The sequence below is a fragment of the Microbispora sp. CA-135349 genome, from assembly GCF_050947365.1.
Classification (GTDB): domain Bacteria; phylum Actinomycetota; class Actinomycetes; order Streptosporangiales; family Streptosporangiaceae; genus Microbispora.
In genome coordinates this window covers 2,391,694-2,410,053 of the sequence record NZ_CP192001.1, presented here as the reverse complement: position 1 = coordinate 2,410,053, position 18,360 = coordinate 2,391,694, and the positions used below count along the sequence as shown (strand labels likewise).

The window sequence follows — 18,360 nt, the reverse complement described above, 5'->3', positions numbered from 1 at the left end:
CGTCGCCTCCCCGCAAGCGACGCCGTCACGTACGCGCCGCGCGGGACGGCCGGAGGTCAGCCGCCGAGCAGTTCCTCCCAGTGCCGGCGGGACCGCCCGCCCGTGCCGACGGGGCCGGCCGGGCCGTCGAGCGCCGCGGCCATCCGCCACAGGCCGGCCCTCGTCCGCAGCCGGTCCATGCCGACCGGGTCGATGGCCCGCAGCACGAAGGTGACGCCCATCACGTTCAGCATCGCCGTCGACGCGGTCGCCGGGCCCGCGGGCGCCGCCGGCGCGGCGTCCGGCCCCGGCTCGCCGATCCGCTCCAGGAGCAGCGCCGCCACCTCGGCGGCGTACGGGCCGTCGCGCCACTCGATGTGCCAGGAGCGGTCGGTGCCCCGCCACCACGTGAGGTCGCGGCACGCCTCCAGCGTCTCGGCCTCGCCCGACAGGGCGGCCATGACCCGCCCCAGCGCCTCGTACCTGAGCCCGTCCGGCCCGGAGCCGTGCGGCGGCGGCGCGCCGCCGCCGTCTTGACCGTTCTGCGGGCCGTACGCCGTGGCCGGTGAGGCCCCGGACTCGTCCCGCCCCCCGCGGAGTCCCCTCATGTCAGGGAGGGTGCCACCGCCCGGCCTTCTCGTCCGCGGGTTTCCCCGTCTTTTAGCCCCAGAGCCCACGGGCATCACTCTGATCGTGGCCGCCGGGTCGCCGCAACCCCGCGAAACATCACAACCCGGATGACAATCCGGTCCACGGCACGGCGTTCCCCTGGCAGGGCCACCGGCGGTGATAAAGAATCACTGGTAGGGAGTGTCCGCGGACACGATGCGGACGCTCCGCTGCCTGGAGGCCATGGTGACACTGCGCGTCGCGATCGTCGGTTCGGGCCCGGCCGGTATCTACACGGCCGAGGCGCTGGTCAAGCAGTCGCACGACCCCGTCGAGGTGGACGTCCTCGAACGCCTGCCGACGCCGTACGGGCTCGTCCGGTACGGCGTGGCGCCCGACCACACATCGATCAAGTCGATCGCCGGTTACCTGCGACGGGTGCTGGAGACCCCCGGAGTCCGCTTCCTGGGCGGCGTCGAGCTGGGCGCGGACCTCTCTGTGGACGATCTGCTGTCGTGTTACGACGCCGTCGTCTACTGCACCGGCGCGATGGTCGACAGGCATCTCGGCGTCCCGGGCGAGGACCTGCCGGGCAGCGTGGCGGCGACCGACTTCGTCAACTGGTACTGCGGCCATCCCGACGTCCCGCCGGACGCCTTCTCCCTCGACGCCGAGGAGGTCGTCGTCATCGGCGTCGGCAACGTCGCCGTGGACGTGGTCCGGATCATGTCCAAGACGGCCGACGAACTGCGCGGCACCGATGTGCCCGAGGAGGTGCTCGACCGGCTCGCCGCCTCCAAGGTGAAGCGGATCCACATGGTCGGCCGGCGCGGCCCCGAGCACGCGAAGTTCACCCTGAAGGAGCTGCGCGAGCTCGGCGAGCTGCTGAACGCCGACGTCCTCACCTTCCCCGACGAGGTCGCGGTCTCCGATCTGACCACCCTGTCGCGGCAGGTGCGGGGCAACGTGGACGTGCTGCGCTCGTGGTCGGAGCGCAAGCCGGCCGACCGGCCCCGCCGCCTGGAGGTGCGCTTCTGGCTGCGCCCGGCGGAGATCCTCGGCGTGTCCCGGGTGGAGGGCGTACGCCTTGAGCGGACCCGGCTGGAGGACGGGCGGGTCGTCGGGACGGGCGATTTCGAGACGATCCCGGCGGACATGGTGATGCGCTCGGTGGGCTACCAGAGCGTGGCGCTGCCCGGGGTGCCGTTCGATCCGAGGTCGATGACGGTGCCGAACGTCGCCGGCAGGGCGGCGGACCGGCAGTACGTCGCGGGCTGGCTCAAGCGGGGGCCGACGGGCGTGATCGGGACCAACAAGTCCGACGCCGCGGAGACCGCGCGCACGCTGCTCGCCGAGGCGGTGCCGGGGACGGCGACCGCCCGGCTGGACGATCTGCTCGCCGCGCGCGGGCTGAGCCCGGTGACGTACGAGGACTGGCTCGCGATCGAGGCCGCGGAGACCGCGCTGGCGGGCAGCCTCAGCAGAGGCGAGCGGGTGAAGCTGGTGGGCAGGGACGCGATGCTGGGCGCGTGCGGCCGTGTCGCCCGGCCGGGGGGCGCTTCCTGACGGGCGTCCCGGTCAGGACCAGTGCGCCGGCCGATGGTAGCGCGCGCCGTCGCGGCCGGGCACGAGCTCGGGAAGCTGCGACTGCCGGATGAGCGCCTCGCCGACGGGGTTGTCGCGCACCGCCATCATCTCCTGACATGGAGTCACCGCGCCCGCGGCTACGTCCCCGGGCTCTACGGCCCCCGACAGGGGGCCGTTTCTTTTTCGCTCACTTGTTCGATCGCTGTTCGGGGAAAAGAATAGCCAACCGAACGTGGTCGTGCTGCGACGTTTAGTGATGACGTGTTCGTGGCGGGGCGTCTGCGAGGATCACCCCATGGAGACGACGCTGGCCGGCCCGGACGGGCTGCTCGACGGCTTCGCCGGCACCCATCGCGAGCAGCTCGCCCGGTTCCCCGTACGGGAACCCGCGTGGCAGCCGGTGCACACGGTGTACGTGCCCGCGGACCGGGTGACGGCGGAGATCGTCCAGTGGTGGCGGCACGCCGCCACCGATCTCCTCCACCGGCTCCTGTTCACCCCCGCCGAACTGGCCGCGCTGTTCGGGCTCGAGCCCGACCTGGCCTCGCCCGTGCACGACCGCGTACGCAGGAAGCTGCACGCCGAGCCCATCGAGGATCTGCGGATCGACTTCGAGGACGGGTACGGCGTGCGCTCCTGGGAGGAGGAGGACCGGCACGCCGAGGCCGCGGCGGCGGCCGTGGCCGCGATGCACGAGGCGGGCACGCTGCCCCGAAGGTGGGGGCTGCGGGTGAAGTCCTTCGCCGACGGCGACCCGCACCGTTCGGTGCGCACGCTCGACGGGTTCCTCACCGAGGTCGTACGGCGGGCCGGCGGGCTTCCCGACGGGTTCACGGTGACGTTCCCCAAGGTCCTGATGGAGGACTACCTGCGCCAGTTCGCCGGTTGCCTGGAGGCGCTGGAGCGGGCGCTGCGGCTGCCCACGGGAACGCTGCGCTTCGAGATGCAGGTGGAGGCTCCGCAGACCGTGCTCATGCTCCAGCGCTCGGCCGGCCTGGTGCCCTCGCTGGGCGGGCGGCTTTCCGCCGCCCACTTCGGGGTGTTCGACTACACGGCCGCGCTCGGGCTGCCGCCGGACGAGCAGCGGCTCGACCATCCGGCCTGCGACCACGCGCGGCACGTCATGCAGACGGCACTGTCGGGGACGGGGGTGGAGCTGTCGGACGGCTCCCTGGCCGCGGCCCCGGCCTCGGACTCGGCGGCCGACGTGCACGCCCTGCTGCGCAGGCACTCGGCGCTGGTGTCGCACTCGCTGGCGCACGGCTTCTACCAGGGCTGGGACATGCACCCCTCGCATCTCGTCAGCCGCTTCACGACGGTATACGCGTTCCATCTCGCCTGCTACGAGAAGTACGCCGACCGGGTGCGTGCCTGGCAGGAACGGCGCGCGGCCTCGGGGGGCGAGCTGGACGAGCCCGCGACGATCAGGACGCTGGTCGCCGCGCTGGCCAGGGCCGACCGGGCTCTCTGCTGAGATTTGCCATATCCGCAACATTCCTTGCCACGTTCGCGGGACGTGCCGCACTGTTACGCACAAGTCGACACAGGAGGCACAGGTGAACGACAAGTACGACGTGGTCGTCGTGGGCGGCGGCGCCGCCGGGCTCAGCGGCGCGCTGGCACTGGCGCGGGCCCGGCGGTCGGTGCTGGTGGTGGACGCGGGAGAGCCGCGCAACGCGCGGGCGGGGCACGTGCACAACTACCTCGCCCGGGAGGGCACGCCGCCCGCCGAACTGCTGGCGGCCGGGCGCGAGGAGCTCGCCCGGTACGGCGGCGAGGTCGTCAGCGGACGGGCCGAGGCCGCCGCGCGGGAGGACGACGGCTTCCTCGTGACGCTGGACGACGGGCGCGCCGTCCGGGCCCGCCGGCTGCTGGTGGCCACCGGCACCGCGGACGAGAAGCCGGATGTGCCGGGACTGGCCGAGCGGTGGGGCCGCGACGTGCTGCACTGCCCGTACTGCCACGGCTGGGAGGTCCGCGACCGGCGGATCGGCGTGCTGGCCACCGAGCCGCTCGCCGTCGAACACGCCCTCCTGTGGCGGCAGTGGAGCGAGAACGTGGTGCTCCTGACCCACCACCGCCCCGCGCCGTCGGAGGAGGAGGCCGAGCGGCTCGCCGCGCGCCGGATCGCCGTCGCCCACGGCCCGGTCACGGGGATCGAGGTGACGGGCGACGCGCTCACCGGGGTGCGGCTGGCCTCGGGCGATGTCGTCGCGCTCGACGCGGTCGTCGTCGCGCCGCGGCTCGCCGCCCGGGCCGGCGTGCTGGAACCGCTCGGGCTCAAGCCGGTCGAGGCGGAGGCCCGCGGCCAGGTGGTGGGCACCCGGATCGCCGCGGAACCCACCGGAGCGACGGCCGTGCCCGGCGTGTGGGTGGCGGGTAACGTGACGGACGTGTTCGCCCAGCTGATCACGGCCGCGGCGGCCGGTCTCGCCGCGGGTGCGGCGATCAACAGGGATCTCGTCGCCGAGGACACCGAACAGGCCGTCGACGCCTACCGCCACCAGGTGCGCACGATGTTCGAGGAGGCCGCCTGGGAGGAGCGCTACCGCTCCCGGCCGGCGATCTGGAGCGGCAGGCCCAACCCGCAGCTCGTCGCCGAGGCCGCGGAGCTGCCCCCGGGCCGGGCACTCGACGTCGGCAGCGGCGAGGGGGCCGACGCCGTCTGGCTCGCGGCGCGGGGCTGGCGGGTGACCGCGACGGACATCTCCGCCACGGCGCTGGAGCGGGCCGCCGCGCACGCCGCCGACGCCGGCGCGGACGTCGCGGACCGCATCGAGTGGCTCAAGGCCGACCTGCGCGATCACGCTCTTCCCGAGGGCGCCTACGACCTGGTCTCGGCGCAGTACATGCACCTGCCGGCCGAGGCCAGGCGGGCGCTGTCCGCCCGGCTGGCCGCCGCGGTGGCCCCGGGCGGGACCCTGCTGATCGTCGGGCACCACCCGTCCGACCTGCTGACCACGGCTCGCCGGGCGCACTTCCCGCAGATGATGTTCACCGCCGAGGAGATCGCGGCCTCGCTGGATCCTGTCGAGTGGGAGGTCGTGACCGCCGAGACCCGGTCGCGCACCGGGGTGGACCCGGAAGGGCACGACGTCACGATCCGCGACGCCGTCCTCGTCGCCCGCCGCCGCGGGTGAAGAGCGTCAGAACCGGTCCACGGTGCGGCGCCAGCGCCTGACCCGGTCCGGGTCGATTGGCTCCCGCCACGAGCCCCGCACGGCGCTGCCGACGTGGAAGGCGCGGATGCCGTAGTCGAGCAGCACCGGGACGTGCTCCTCGCGCAGGCCGCCGCCGGCGAGCACGAGCGAGGCGTCCCCCGCCTCCGCCCGTGCGCGTAACACGCCGAGGCCGCTGCCGACGCCCTCGGGCACGCCGGACGTGAGGACGGTCGCCAGGTTCGGCAGCAGCCGTACGGCACGCCAGGCGGCCCGTACGTCGGCGGCGTGATCCACGGCACGGTGGAAGGTCCAGGGCAGCGGCGAGACGGCGTGGATCAGCGCGTCCGTCGACTCCCTGTCGACCGACCCGTCCCCGGTCAGGAAGCCGAAGACGAAGCCCGCCGCGCCGGCCTCGGCGAGCTCCTTGACGTGAGCGCGCAGCCGATCGAGCTCCTCCGGCGTCACCGTGAACCCGGAGTTGCAGCGGAGCATGACCATCTGGGGCAGCCCGCACTCACGCGCGATCGCCGCGACGAGGTCCGCCGAGGGGGTGAGCCCGCCCGAGTCCATGTCGGACACGATCTCCAGGCGGTCGGCCCCGCCCTCCTCGGCGGCAACGGCGTCACGCAGGTCGAGCGCGATCACTTCAAGGAGGGATCCCGTCATGATGTGAACAGTATCCGGTCCCTTTGCGGCACCTGACGGCATCCGCCCTGTTCAGCCCTCGTTCAACTAGTTGTGCGCGGTGTTGTCAAGAACCCTCCACGCGTGGGCGGCGTGTTCCGAGCGTGGGGCCGGCACCGCCGGCATGCGGGGTCCGGCCGCCGCGGCCGGGATCGCGGCACTGGCGTCCCGCTCGAACAACGCGCCGGAGGCGCGGTGCGGCAGGTCGACGGTGCGCACGTGCCGGAAGCCCGCCTTCCGGTAGTACGACTGCAGCCGGGCGTTGTCCTTGGCGCAGTCCAGCCGCAGGTACGGCCGGCCGTGGACGGCGGCCCGCAGCGCGGCCCAGTCGAGCAGCGTCTCCCCCAGGCCCTGCCCGGAGTAGGTTCTGCTCACGGCGAGCTTGTGGACGTAGAGCGCGTCGCCGGGCCGGTCGGCGGGGGTCCAGAACTCCGGGTCGGCCTGGCCGTCGACGGCGATCGTGGCGGCCGGCACCTGGTCGCCGGCATCCAGGACGTACATGACCCCCTCGCCGATGAGCGGTTCGATGCGCTCGGCCGGGAAACCCCCGGCAGGCCACTGCCGTACGCCGAGGCCGTTCAGCCACCCGGCGGTACGCGCCAGGAGGGTGAGGACGCCCCGCAGGTCGGCCGGGGTCGCGCGACGCAGCGTGAGTTCCGTAACAAGATCCAGGGTGTTCGCGGGCATGCCTGATTCCTTTCGTGCCGACGGCGGCGATTCGATTACTGTGAGTGACGGCGCGATGCCGTACAGCGCCCGTCCGGAGACGGCGGGCCCCACTAGGGCGCGCGGGTCCGGCGGGGCCCTCTGCCGGGGCCGGAATGGGAATCGCGGAAACGGCCCTCCGGAGGAGGGCCCGGCGGCCGGGGACGCCCGCTCAGGCCAGGGGGCGTCCTGGCCTCGTCAATGGCGTTCCAGCTCGTATCGGATCAGATGCTTGTCCGCGGGCAGCACGGAGACGGCGACGCGGACGGGCGTGTCGTCGGCGTCGTAACCGACCCGGGTGTGGACGACAACGGGAGTGCCGGGCTCCAGCTGGAGCCGTGACGACTCGTCGGAGGTCGGCATGCGGGCCGAGAGGTCGTCGATCACGCGGACCTGGAGATGCCCCAGCTCCTCCAGCACCCGGTTGGCCCCGCGGATGATGTCGCCGGGCCGGGCGATCTCGGAGTCCCCCACGATCTCCAGGGGGAAGTACGAGTCCAGCGTGTTGTACGGCTGGCCGTCCACGAAGCGCAGGCGGCGGCGCACGACGGCCAGGGCGCCGTCGGACAGGGCGAGGCGGGTGGTCACGTCCTCGGGCGGCTCGACGATCGAGACCTCGATCCGCTGGTCCGCCGTACGGCCCTCGGAGCGGACCGCGTGGACGAACGTGTCGAACCGCGGCTCCTCCTGGTCGTACGGGAGGAACTCGTCCTGAGGGCGCATGAGGAGGGGGCGGCGCTCGCGTACGAACGTTCCACGCCGGCGCATCCGCAGGATGAGGCCCTCGTTCTCCAGCTCGCCCAGCGCCAGCCGTACGGTGTTGCGGCTGACGCCGTGCGCCTCCATGAGGTCGGCCTCGGTCGGAATCTGGTCGCCCGGCGCGAGTTCGCCCGCATAGATGGCCCTGCGTACCTCTGCGGCCACCTGCTGGTAGAGCGACGATCGTGCCATCTTTCCTCAATCCACCCTTTTGTTCCAACAAATCTAGAGGATCTCGGTCTAGCGGGAAACAACCCCTTGACCTGAGCCCACCCAGCCGCGCATTATCCAAACGTTGGTACAAATCCATCCAATGGAGGTGGGCCTGAGGCCCCATCTCCCAGCCAGACCTATCAGAGCGACGGGAACGACATGTCAGAGCTGTCGGTATCCACCGAGATGACCGCCTTGCGCGGGAACGGCGTGACATGCCCGAGCACGCGGTACCACCGCACGCCGGAGCGGCCGGTCGAGAACGGCCGCTCCCCATGGACTCCGTGCGAATAAACGAGGTCTCGACCCCAACCCTCGCCGGGGTCGAGGTCTCGCGCCGGGGCGGAGCGCGTCCTGGCGGGTCCCCCACGCCCGCCAGGACGCGCCACCGTTAGGCCTGACGCGGAACCGACCGGTCGGTATGCTGCCCGCATGACTCTGTTCTCGGTGGAAGGCAAGACGGTCGTGGTCACGGGCGGATCCCGGGGCATCGGGAAGATGATCGCGCGGGGATTCCTCGACGCGGGCGCCGTCGTCTACATCTCCTCGCGGAAGAAGGACGAGCTGCAGGCCACCGCCGCCGAGCTGGGCTGCCACGCCGTACAGGCGGACCTGTCCACCCCCGACGGCGTCGAGGCGCTTGCGCGGGCGGTGTCGGAGCGGGAGAGCCGGCTCGACGTGCTCGTCAACAACGCGGGGGCGAGCTGGGGGGCGCCGCTGGCGGAGTATCCGGAGCACGCCTTCGACAAGCTCTGGGACATCAACGTCAAGGGCGTCTTCTTCCTCACCCGCCGCCTCCTGCCGCTGCTGCGCGCCGCGGCGTCGCCCGACGATCCGGCACGAGTGATCAACATCGGCTCGATCGACGGGCTCCGGGTGCCGTTCATGGAGAACTACGCCTACTCCGCGGCCAAGGCGGGCGTCCACATGCTGACCCGGCACCTGGCCCACCAGCTCGCCCGGGAATCGATCACGGTCAACGCGATCGCGCCCGGGCCGTTCGAGTCGAAGATGATGGCCTTCGCGCTCGACGACCCCCAGATGCGCGGCGCGATCGAGAGCAACGTCCCGCTGGGCCGGATCGGCAGGCCCGACGACATGGCGGGCGCGGCCATCTTCCTCGCCTCACGCGCCGGGTCGTACCTGACCGGCGCGGTCATCCCCGTCGACGGCGGGATCTCCACCCACGGATAGGTGCTCAGCCCTTGAGCATCTCGGCGAGGGTCTCGGCGAACAGGTCCGGCGCGGCCAGCTCGTCCCGCAGGAACAGGTAGGGCTCGGTGAGCTCCAGCTCGATCAGGACCGGCTCGCCGTCCGGCATCCGCACCAGGTCCACCCGGGCGTACAGGAGGTCCGGCGGCGCGGCGGCCAGGATCCGCTCGGCGAGGGCGAACTGGTCGTCGTCCGGGTCGCGCAGCGTGGCGCGGTTCTCCCGGGTCTCCGCCACGCCGCTGAGCATCGGGTGCCGCCGTACGGCGTGGCTGAACCGCCCGCCGAAGTACAGCAGCGACAGCTCCCCCTCCTGCTCCACGGAGGGGATGTACGGCTGGACCATGACCGTGCGGCCCTCGGCGAGCAGCGCCGCCGCGTGGGCCGCGGCGGCGTCCCGGTCCGCGGTGCGGATGGTGTCGCGGGCCCCCGCGGAGACGGCGGGCTTGACCACGTACTCGTCCCATTCGGGCAGGTCCCTGCCGGGTTCGGCGCCCTGGACGAGCCAGTGCGTCGGGACGGTGGGCACGCCGAGCGTGCGCAGATAGGTCTTGTCGGTGTTCCACTCGATCACCGACGCCGGGTTGAACAGCCGCGTCGCCGACTCCACCCGGTGGGCCCACGCGACGAACTCGTCACGGCGGTCGATGTAGTCCCAGGCGGAGCGGACTACCGCCGCGTCGAAGTCCGACCAGTCGACGCGGGGGTCGTGCCAGCTCACCGGCGAGCCCTCGATCCCGGCCCCGAGCCAGGCGGCGAGGGCGATCTCCCGCTCGTCGTCCTGCTCGGCCGCCGGGTGGTCCGTGGTGACGTACGCGACCTTCATGACGCTCCCATCCGCATGTCGTCGGTGACCAATGCTATGGGCAGCGTCAGGCGAGACCGGCCAGCACCTCGGCCGCCGCCTGTCCGCAGACCCGGGCGGCGCCGTGCGTGGCGATGTGGACCGCCCCCAGGTCCGTACGGCCCGGCAGTCCCATCTCGACCACCACGCCGTCCGGCCGGGCGGCCAGCAGGCGCTCCAGCAGGTCCGTCTGCCAGGGGTGGCGGTGAGCGTCCCGCACCACGACGACGAGGGGCCGGTCGGCGGCCTGGCTCAGCATCGCGCCGGCGACGCCGTTGTGGACGTCGCCCTGCCGCAACCGGGCGACGGTGGTGCCCGGCAGCAGCTTGCTCAGCGGCTCGCCCGCGCCCCACGGCATGCCCTTGTCGATCGCGAGGTTGGTCTCCGGCGCCAGCTCCACCACGTGCGGGGCGGCGATCAGCGGCAGCACGTCACGCGCCCCGCGCCGGGTCACCCGTACGGCCCGGCGGGCGGCGACGAGCCCGATCTCGTCCCGGCGGTCGTCGGGGGGCGGGACCCGCGCCTGCCAGGCGGCCAGGGCGCGCACCCGCGACGCGGCGTCGGCGAGCCGCTCCTCCGACAGCCTGCCCTCGGTCACCGCGTCCGCGACGGCGTCGCGGATGTGCTCGTGGGTCGCCTCGTCGGCGTTCTCCCCGCCCACGCAGACCGCGTCGGCCCCCGCCGCCACGGCCATCGCGCTCGCGCCGCCCAGGCCGTACCGGCCGGAGACGGCGGCCATCTCGATGCCGTCGGTCACGATCAGGCCCTCGAAGCCCAGCTCCTCCCGCAGCAGGCCGGTGAGGATGCGCGGGCTGAGCGTCGCCGGCAGCTCCTCGTCGTACGCCGTGACCAGCAGGTGGCCGGTCATGATCGAGCGCACGCCCTCGTCGATCGCGACCCGGAACGGCCACAGCTCGATCTCGGCCAGCTCCTCGCGGGAGGCCGTGACGCGCGGGACGCCGTGGTGGGAGTCGACCGACGTGTCGCCGTGCCCGGGGAAGTGCTTGGCACAGGCCGCCACGCCGGCGGACTGCAGCCCGCGGATCCAGGCGGCCGTGTGCCGCGCGACGAGCAGCGGGTCGGCCCCGAACGACCGCAGACCGATGACCGGGTTGTCCGGGTTGGAGTTGACGTCGGCGGCCGGGGCGAAGTCGATGTTCACCCCGGCCGCCCGCAGGTCCCGCCCGATGTCGCCGGCCACCCGCTCGGTCAGCTCCACGTCGTCCACGACGCCCAGGGCGTAGTTGCCCGGCCGGGAGCTGCCGGTGCGGGCCTCGAGCCTCGTCACCTCCCCCGCCTCCTCGTCGACGCCGATCAGGATCTCGGGATTCTCCGCGCGCAGGGCCGAGGTGAGCGCGGCGAGCTGGGCCGGGGTGTCGACGTTCCGGGAGAACAGCACCACACCGGCGAGCCCGCCGGCGAGCCGCCGCCGCACCCAGTCGGGGGCGGCGGTCCCGGTGAAGCCGGGCAGCAGGACCGTGTCGGCCAGACGGAGCAGGTCAGGGCTTCGCTTCATGCTGCGCCCGCAAGGCATCGCTCAGGCATGCCCCGCAATTTAATAGGAAAGTTTCCTATTTGCTAGAGGGCAGGCCTGGGATGTCGGGCGCGTCTGATCACAGATCGACGGGGCGCAGCCGGTTCTCCTTCACCTCGAAGCCGGCGATCGTGGTGATCGGCGCGCCGGGACGGTCCACGAAGGCGACGGCGCGATACTCCGCGCGGAAGTTCTCCATGTCGGCCACGCAGGACACGTAGCCGTGGCGGCTGTCGAAGAACGCGATGTGCGGGTTCAGCTCCAGGATCGCGCTCGCGTCGGTGATGCCCGGCATGCTCGTCACCGACGGCCCGACGAACTCGACCCCGAGGGCGCGGGAGGCCGGATCCGCCCAGTCGGCGCGCACGTCGCTCGCGTACGCGCTGTGCACGTCACCGCTCAGCACGACCAGCCCGTCGGGGGCGGCGGCGAGGACCCGGGAGCGCGAGGCGGGATAGCCGTCCCAGGCATCGGCGCTGACGGGTTCGAGCGGGAACTTCCGCTGGGAGAAGAACACCGCCTGCGCGAGCACCTTCCACCGGGCGGTCGATCCGCGCAGCCGGTCCGTCAGCCACTTCTCCTGCTCGGCGCCGAGCATGTCGCGCCCCTCGCGGTACTGCCGCGTGTCGGCGAGCAGGAAGTCGGCCACCCGGCCGTACGGCCGCCGGCGGTAGTTCTGCAGGACCGCCCCGGACGGGTGCACGCGCAGCGGCTGGTGCTCGTAGTAGGCCTTGAACGCGGCGGCCCTGCGCTTGAGGAAGGTGGCGGGGCTGCCGCCGTCACCGGGCAGCGCGCCCGCCCAGTTGTCGCGGACCTCGTGGTCGTCGGGGATCGCGACCCACGGCGCGGCAGCGTGTGCGGCCTGCAGGTCGGGGTCCATCTTGTAGCGGGCGTATCGGTCGCGGTAGGCGCCGAGCGTGGTGCACTCGGCCGTCGACTCGAGCGGGCGCACCCAGCGGCCCGGCTTGGGGTTCTTCGGCTTGCCGTACTCGTAGATGTAGTCGCCGAGGTGGAGGACGAGGTCGGGCCGCTCTCCCGCGAGGTGGCGCAGCGCGGTGAAGTAGCCGTGCTCGTAGCGCTGGCAGGAGACGAAGCAGAACCGCACGGGGGCGGTCGAATCCGGGCCGGGCGCCGTCCTGGTGCGGCCCACCGGGCTGACGTGACCCTCGACGGAGAAGCGGTAGAAATAGTCGGCCGCGGGCCGCAGCCCGGTCACCCGTACGTGCACGCTGTGCGCCCAGTCCGGCTGCGCGGGCGCGGTGCCCGACTGGACGACCTTTTTGAACGCCTCGTCCTCGGCGAGCTCCCACCGCACGGTCATCGCCCGGTTGGGCATGCCGCCCGGCTGTGTCGGATGCAGCGGCTCGGGGGCCAGACGGGTCCACAGGATCACGCCGTCGGATAACGGCTCTCCTGACGCCACCCCCAAGGTGAACGGATACCCCATTTTCGCCATGGGTTCGATCCTGCCCTACAGATCCCTCCCATGCGGGGAGGTCGGGCGAGGCGAGAATGTGAACAAGCTCTTGCTTGACCGCCATAATGGGAGCCGTGAACCAGCGTAAGGACTCCGGCGGCACGGCCGCGCCGGTCAAGGCGAAGCGGGGGGCGGCCGGCTCGGCGTCCGAACGGCGCGACCACCTCGTCAAACTCGCCGCCGAGTTGTTCGCGCGCAAGGGCTTCCAGGCCACCACGGTGCGGGAGATCGCGCTGGAGGCCGGCATCCTGTCCGGCAGCCTCTACCACCACTTCGACTCCAAGGAGACGATCGTCGACGAGGTGCTGCGCACCTTCCTCGAGGATCTGATCACCCGCTACCGCGCGGCCCTCGGCACGCACGCCGACCCGCGCTCGGTCCTGGCGGAGATGGTCCGCATCGGCTTCGGCACGCTGGAGGACCACCGCGCCGCCATCACGGTCATGCAGAACGACTGGAACTACCTGCGCTCGCTGCCCGGCGACCGTTTCGACTACCTGGTGCGGGCCGAGGACGAGGTCGAGCGCATGTGGGTGGAGCAGATCAGAAGCGGCCAGGCCGCCGGGCAGTTCCGTCCCGACGTCGATCCCAAGCTGACCTACCGGATGATCCGCGACACGATCTGGGTGACCGTGCGCTGGTTCCGGCCCGACGGCAGGCTCGACACGGACGCGCTCGCGGACCACTTCGTCAAGCTGCTCTTCGACGGCCTGGCGACCGGCGAACGGACGAGTCAGCCGTCATGACGCTACTCAAGGCCGTACGACTCGCACTGACCGAGGCCGCCGACCCGGCCCGCGCCGCCTCCATGCGGTCGTACATGAAGTCGGAGATGCCGTTCCTGGGAGTGACGGCCGTGCCCCGGCGGGCCGCGCTACGCAAGGTCTTCGCCGAGCACCGGCTGGACAGCGCCCCCGAGTGGCGCAGGGCGGTGCTCGCGCTGTGGCGCGAGGCGGAGTACCGCGAGGAGCGCTACGCCGCCATCGAGCTGTCCGCCCACCGCTTCTACCGGTCCTGGCAGACGCTCTACACCATCCCCATGTACGAGGAGATGGTCGTGACCGGCGCCTGGTGGGACCTGGTGGACGACATCGCCGTGCACCGGATCGGCACGCTGCTGCGGCTGTACCCCGAGAGCATGCGCCGTCTGGTGCTGGAATGGGCGCACGACACCGACCTGTGGAAGCGGCGCACCGCCATCCTGTGCCAGAACTCCTTCAAGGAGCGGACCGACGCCCACCTGCTCTACGCCTGCATCGAGCCGAGCCTGTCGGACACCGACTTCTTCGCCCGCAAGGCGATCGGCTGGGCGCTGCGGGAGTACGCCAAGACCAACCCGCAGGAGGTGCTCCGCTACGTGAAGCACCAGGGCATCAGCGGGCTGAGCCGCCGCGAGGCGCTGCGCAACGTCCCTGACGCCTGAGTCAGGCGGGGCGGAACGAGTCGCGCGACTGCGGGGCCGCGTGCTTGATCATGAGGTGCCGGGTGACCGAATACTCCTGCACGGCCTCCTGGCTCATGTCCTTGCCGAACCCGCTGCCCTTCACGCCTCCGTGCGGCGCCTCCGAGGCGATCGGCAGGTGGTCGTTCACCCACGTCACGCCCACGTCCAGCCGGTGGGAGACGCGCAGGGCCCGGGCCACGTCCGTGGACCACACCGACGAGGCCAGCCCGTACGGCGTGGCGTTGGCGAGCCGCACCGCCTCGTCCTCGCCGTCGAACGGCATCGCCACCAGCACCGGGCCGAAGACCTCGCTCCGCACGATCTCGCTCGCCGGGTCGGCGTCGGCGATCAGCGTCGGCGCGTAGTGGAAGCCGGGGCCGTCGATCGGCGCGCCCCCGTGGACGACGCGGCCGGACGCCCTGGTCACGAAGCCGTGGACCCGCTCACGGTGCTCGGTGCTGATCAGCGGGCCGATGTCGGCGTCCGGCGCCCAGGGGTCGCCGGGCCGGACGCGGGCGACGGCCTCCCGCAGCGCCTCGACCGCCTCGGCGTACCGCGACCTTTCGACGTACACCCTGGTCGCGGCCGTGCAGTCCTGACCGGTGTTGTAGGTGGCGCCCATGACCACCCCGGCCGCCATGTCCTCCAGCGAGGCGTCGGCGAACACGAGCGCGGGGGCCTTGCCGCCCAGCTCCAGATGGACCCGCTTGAGGCCGTCCACCGCACCGCGCATGACCTCGCGGCCGGTGGCGGTGGACCCGGTGACGCTGACCATGTCCACGCCGGGGTCGGTCACCAGGGCCCGCCCCACGTCCGCGCCGCCGGTCACCACTCGCACGAGGCCCTCCGGTGCCCCGGCCTCGGCGAACAGCTCGGCGAGCCGCAGCGTGGTGCGGGGCGTCCGGGGAGCCGGCTTGATCACGACGGCGTTCCCCGCGGCGACGGCCGGGCCGATCTTCCACACCGCCATGATGAGGGGGAAGTTCCAGGGCGCGATCGCCCCCACGACCCCGATCGGCCGCCTGATCAGCACGGACGTGTATCCGGCGCTGAACACGCCGGCGCCCGTGCCGTCCAGGGACCTGGCCGCGCCGGCGAAGAACCGGAGGTTGTCGGCGGCGAACGGCAGCTCGCCGTCCCGGAACACGGCGGCGGGCTTGCCGGTCTCCTCGACCTCCAGCCGGGTCAGCTCCGCGGCGTCCCGCTCGACGAGGTCCGCCAGGCGCAGCAGCACCCGCGCCCGCTCACCCGGCGTCGTCTCGCGCCACTGCTCGAAGGCCTCCCGGGCCAGGTGTACGGCCCGCGCCACCCCGTCGAGCGGGGTGTCGGGCACGTCCTCGATGACCCGGCCGTCGGCGGGATTGATCAATGTCGTCATGAGGTCGTCCTCAACTTTCGAAGCCGATGCCGAAACGGTCGAGTGACCGCAGCCAGGGCCCTCTGCGGCCCTCGTTCTCGTCGGCGCGAGCGAGTTCGCGGCGGGTGAGCTGCACCACCGGCCAGCGCAGCGGCTCGGGCGGGAACGGCACCGGGTGGCGGCGGACCATCCGCAGCCGTGTCCGTTCGGTGGACCGCCGGGCCAGCAGGTCGAGACCGGTCAGCGCGCCGAACCTGGACGCGCCGACGCCGAGGCCGGTGTATCCGAGGGCGTAGGCCAGCCGCCCGCCCATCGCCGTGCCGAAGAACGGGGTGAACCGGCTGGTCGAGTCGATCATCCCGCCCCACTTGTGCGTGAAGCGCAGGCCACGCAGCTGCGGGAACGTCGTGAAGAAGTGCCGCGCGAGCCGCTCGTGCGTGGCGTCGCGCTGCTGCGAGCCGCCGCCGCCGAAGTTGTAGATCGCGTCGTACCCGCCCCAGAGGATGCGATCGTCGCGGGTGAGCCGGTAGTAGTGGAACCGGTTGCCCGCGTCGGTCAGGCCCTGGCCCTCCGGCCACCGGAGCGACGCCCGCTGCTCGGGAGACAGCGGCTCGGTGACGAGCACGTAGTCCCAGACCGGCAGCACGAACAGGCCCAGCCTGCGCAGGGGCGAGGGGAAGGCGTTGGTGGCCAGCAGCACCTGCCCTGCGTTCACCACACCGCTCACCCCGCCGTTCGCCACGCCGTTCACCACGCCGCGGCCTCTCGTCCCGGCCTCCACGCCGGTCCGCGTCCGGGTCAGCGCGGTGACCTCGGTGCCCTCGTGGATGCGCACCCCGAGCCGCGCCGCGACGCGGGCCAGGCCCCACGCGAGCGCGGCGGGGTCGAGGACGCCGCCGGTGCCGCGCAGGCGCAGCCCCGCGAGATAGGTGGGCGATTCGACGTCCGCGCGCATCTCGTCGCGGCCGAGGAACACCGCGTCCTCGCCGTGCTCGCGGTGCAGCTTCTCGGCCCGCTTCAGCTCCTCCACCTGGTGGGGCGCCACCGCGACGGTGGTCTTGCCGACCAGGCGGAGGTCGGCGTCGATGCCGTGCTCGTCGACGAAGCGGGCGATGGCCGCGAGGTTCGCCCGCCCGAGCGCGAGCAGGGCCGCGTTGTCCGACGGCCACAGCCTCGCTCCCTGGCCCAGCCCGTGGGTCAGGGAGTCGGAGACGAACCCGCCGTTGCGGCCGCTCGCGCCGTACGCGATCGAGTGCGCCTCCAGGAGGACGACGTCGCAGGCGGGGTTCTCCTGCTTGGCCAGCACGGCGGCCCACAGGCCGGTGAAGCCGCCGCCGACCACCAGCAGGTCCGCCGTGGTGCGGCCATGCAGGGGCTCGTACGGGCCGGGCGCCCCGGGCCGGTCGGTCCAGAAGACCCGCGGAGCGGCGTCCCCGATCAGACGGCTTCCCTTGGTCATTTGGTCGCGATGTTCTCGATGACGTCCGCGGCCACGCGCAGGCCGTCGCGGCGGCGGATCTCCTCGCCGGCCGCCGCGAGCCGGTCGCGCAGTCCCTGGTCGCCGAGCAGTCTCTCGATGGCCCCGGTGAGCTCCTCGTCGGCGAATCCGTAGGTGTCCAGGCGGACGCCGTACCCGGTCTCGTACACGCGCTGGGCGTTGTCGTACTGGTCCCAGAACAGCGGCATGACGATCATCGGCTTGCCGAAGTGGAACGCCTCGGTCGTCGTGTTGTTGCCGCCGTGCGTGATCACCAGGTCGACCAGCGGGATGATCTTCGTCTGCGGGACGAACTCCGCGCCCCACATGTTGGGGGCCAGCTCGATCTCCTCGTGCAGCGGGCCCTTGGAGACGATGTAGCGGTGCGGCGTACGGGCCAGCACGGAGATCACGCGGCGCATCAGCTCGACGTCCGCAGAACCGAGCGAGCCCAGCGAGAAGTAGATCAGCGCGCCCTCGCCGGGGATGTCCGGCAGCGTGAACTCCTCGTCGGTCTCCCGTACGGACGAGTCGACGCGGGTCCAGGAGTCCCCCAGGGGCCGCTCCGCCGTGTAGTCGGCGATCTCGGGATACACGTACAGGTTCGCGTCACCCTCGTGGATGAACTCCAACTCCGGCAACGCCGGGGCGCCCTGCTCGACCACCCAGGCGTTGAACGCCTCCCACATCTCACGATGGGTCCGGTCGTACTCCGCCCGGAACTCCGCCCAGCCGGTGCCGTCGGCCGGCAGTCCGGAGAACGGCGGGGCCACGCCCGGGCCCTGCACCTCCAGCGGGTTGCACGAGACGATCCGTACGAACGGGACGCCCGCCGTCACCAGGGCGGGGAAGGCCAGCACGTTGTCCTCCACGATCACGTCCGGCCGCACCCGCTCGATGATGGCCTTGAGCTGCGGCTCGCAGTACTTGGCCCCGTCGATCAACGCCTCCCAGATCGGCTTGATGACCGTGTCCAGCTGCTCGGCCGTGCTCTTGCGATACTCCGGCGCCGTGTCGCGGATGAAGTCCTTCCAGAACTGCCCCGCGTCCTGCTCCTCCTCTGCCGGCGGAGCCAGGTCGACCAGGTCCTCCTCGAAGCCCAGTGCCGAAAGCTTGCCCTTCCACGACGCCTCGGCGGCGAACACCACGCGGTGACCGCGGCGGCGCAGAACGTCGCCGATGCCGACGCAGTTGTTCGTCGGCCCGTAGGCGCTCTCCGGCATGAACAGGATCGTCAAGGGCGTGGCCGTCATTCGGGGCTCCTCTTATTCTAGTTGAAGCGTGATTCAAATACCTACCTGATACACCCGTCAAGACCTGG

16 protein-coding genes are annotated in these 18,360 nt (G+C 72.2%); 6 read left to right on the top strand and 10 right to left on the bottom strand.

Annotation, left to right across the window (positions count from 1 at the left end; all coding sequences use genetic code 11):
* Window positions 1–56: 56 nt before the first annotated feature.
* Window positions 57–587, bottom strand: a complete 531-nt coding sequence (locus ACQPZZ_RS11455; protein ID WP_432931439.1) for a hypothetical protein — start codon at window positions 585–587, stop codon at window positions 57–59.
* A gap of 217 nt (window positions 588–804) precedes the next feature.
* Here ACQPZZ_RS11455 and ACQPZZ_RS11450 point away from each other — a divergent pair, with 217 nt between their 5' ends.
* The 3 genes from ACQPZZ_RS11450 (at window position 805) to ACQPZZ_RS11440 (ending at window position 5,315) form a co-directional block, all read left to right on the top strand.
* Window positions 805–2,154, top strand: a complete 1,350-nt coding sequence (locus ACQPZZ_RS11450) for an FAD-dependent oxidoreductase (RefSeq protein ID WP_432931436.1) — start codon at window positions 805–807, stop codon at window positions 2,152–2,154.
* Between the two features lie 316 nt (window positions 2,155–2,470).
* Window positions 2,471–3,649 carry a DUF6986 family protein gene (locus tag ACQPZZ_RS11445; RefSeq protein ID WP_432931434.1) on the top strand — a complete coding sequence of 393 codons (1,179 nt, stop codon included), beginning with the start codon at window positions 2,471–2,473 and terminating at the stop codon, window positions 3,647–3,649.
* 82 nt (window positions 3,650–3,731) lie between these two features.
* Window positions 3,732–5,315 (top strand): FAD-dependent oxidoreductase, encoded by a 1,584-nt coding sequence (locus tag ACQPZZ_RS11440; protein WP_432931432.1) that lies wholly within the window; start codon window positions 3,732–3,734, stop codon window positions 5,313–5,315.
* Between the two features lie 6 nt (window positions 5,316–5,321).
* On the opposite strand, the gene ACQPZZ_RS11435 is transcribed toward ACQPZZ_RS11440, so the two are convergent.
* The 3 genes from ACQPZZ_RS11435 to ACQPZZ_RS11425 form a co-directional block, all read right to left on the bottom strand.
* The gene (locus tag ACQPZZ_RS11435) at window positions 5,322–6,002 is read right to left on the bottom strand and encodes a copper homeostasis protein CutC (protein ID WP_432931430.1); all 681 of its coding nucleotides are present in this window, start codon (window positions 6,000–6,002) and stop codon (window positions 5,322–5,324) included.
* Window positions 6,003–6,068: 66 nt separating this feature from the next.
* Window positions 6,069–6,707 (bottom strand): GNAT family N-acetyltransferase, encoded by a 639-nt coding sequence (locus tag ACQPZZ_RS11430; RefSeq protein ID WP_432931428.1) that lies wholly within the window; start codon window positions 6,705–6,707, stop codon window positions 6,069–6,071.
* A gap of 216 nt (window positions 6,708–6,923) precedes the next feature.
* A complete protein-coding gene (locus ACQPZZ_RS11425; RefSeq protein WP_432931426.1) occupies window positions 6,924–7,676 on the bottom strand; it encodes a GntR family transcriptional regulator in 753 nt (250 codons plus the stop codon).
* Between the two features lie 453 nt (window positions 7,677–8,129).
* On the opposite strand from ACQPZZ_RS11425, the gene ACQPZZ_RS11420 reads away from it, so the two are divergent.
* Window positions 8,130–8,891: an SDR family oxidoreductase gene (locus tag ACQPZZ_RS11420; protein ID WP_432931424.1), complete on the top strand. Its 762-nt coding sequence runs from the start codon at window positions 8,130–8,132 to the stop codon at window positions 8,889–8,891.
* 4 nt (window positions 8,892–8,895) lie between these two features.
* Here the strand turns inward: ACQPZZ_RS11420 and ACQPZZ_RS11415 are convergent, their stop codons facing one another.
* From ACQPZZ_RS11415 to ACQPZZ_RS11405, 3 genes are all read right to left on the bottom strand, one after another.
* Complete coding sequence (locus ACQPZZ_RS11415) at window positions 8,896–9,732, bottom strand: ATP-grasp domain-containing protein (RefSeq protein WP_432931422.1); 837 nt, start codon at window positions 9,730–9,732, stop codon at window positions 8,896–8,898.
* 46 nt (window positions 9,733–9,778) lie between these two features.
* Window positions 9,779–11,266, bottom strand: coding sequence for a glycoside hydrolase family 3 protein (locus tag ACQPZZ_RS11410; protein ID WP_432931420.1), 1,488 nt, complete (start codon window positions 11,264–11,266; stop codon window positions 9,779–9,781).
* Between the two features lie 97 nt (window positions 11,267–11,363).
* Window positions 11,364–12,740 carry an alkaline phosphatase D family protein gene (locus ACQPZZ_RS11405; RefSeq protein ID WP_432931418.1) on the bottom strand — a complete coding sequence of 459 codons (1,377 nt, stop codon included), beginning with the start codon at window positions 12,738–12,740 and terminating at the stop codon, window positions 11,364–11,366.
* A gap of 95 nt (window positions 12,741–12,835) precedes the next feature.
* On the opposite strand from ACQPZZ_RS11405, the gene ACQPZZ_RS11400 reads away from it, so the two are divergent.
* Together ACQPZZ_RS11400 and ACQPZZ_RS11395 are read left to right on the top strand one after the other, a co-directional pair.
* Entirely contained in the window at window positions 12,836–13,507 is a 672-nt protein-coding gene (locus tag ACQPZZ_RS11400) for a TetR/AcrR family transcriptional regulator (protein WP_363646324.1), read from the top strand.
* A complete protein-coding gene (locus tag ACQPZZ_RS11395) occupies window positions 13,504–14,184 on the top strand; it encodes a DNA alkylation repair protein (protein WP_363646323.1) in 681 nt (226 codons plus the stop codon). Before ACQPZZ_RS11400 ends, ACQPZZ_RS11395 begins: the two co-directional genes overlap by 4 nt.
* Before the next feature lies 1 nt (window position 14,185).
* On the opposite strand, the gene ACQPZZ_RS11390 is transcribed toward ACQPZZ_RS11395, so the two are convergent.
* Genes ACQPZZ_RS11390 through ACQPZZ_RS11380 form a run of 3 tightly spaced genes read right to left on the bottom strand, consistent with a single transcriptional unit; the run spans window position 14,186 to window position 18,292 of the window.
* On the bottom strand, window positions 14,186–15,583 hold the full coding sequence (locus ACQPZZ_RS11390) for an aldehyde dehydrogenase family protein (RefSeq protein ID WP_432931416.1): 1,398 nt from the start codon (window positions 15,581–15,583) through the stop codon (window positions 14,186–14,188).
* Window positions 15,584–15,593: 10 nt separating this feature from the next.
* Complete coding sequence (locus ACQPZZ_RS11385) at window positions 15,594–17,021, bottom strand: NAD(P)/FAD-dependent oxidoreductase (RefSeq protein WP_432931414.1); 1,428 nt, start codon at window positions 17,019–17,021, stop codon at window positions 15,594–15,596.
* Window positions 17,018–18,292: a glycosyltransferase gene (locus tag ACQPZZ_RS11380; RefSeq protein WP_432931412.1), complete on the bottom strand. Its 1,275-nt coding sequence runs from the start codon at window positions 18,290–18,292 to the stop codon at window positions 17,018–17,020. Before ACQPZZ_RS11380 ends, ACQPZZ_RS11385 begins: the two co-directional genes overlap by 4 nt.
* Window positions 18,293–18,360: the final 68 nt, after the last annotated feature.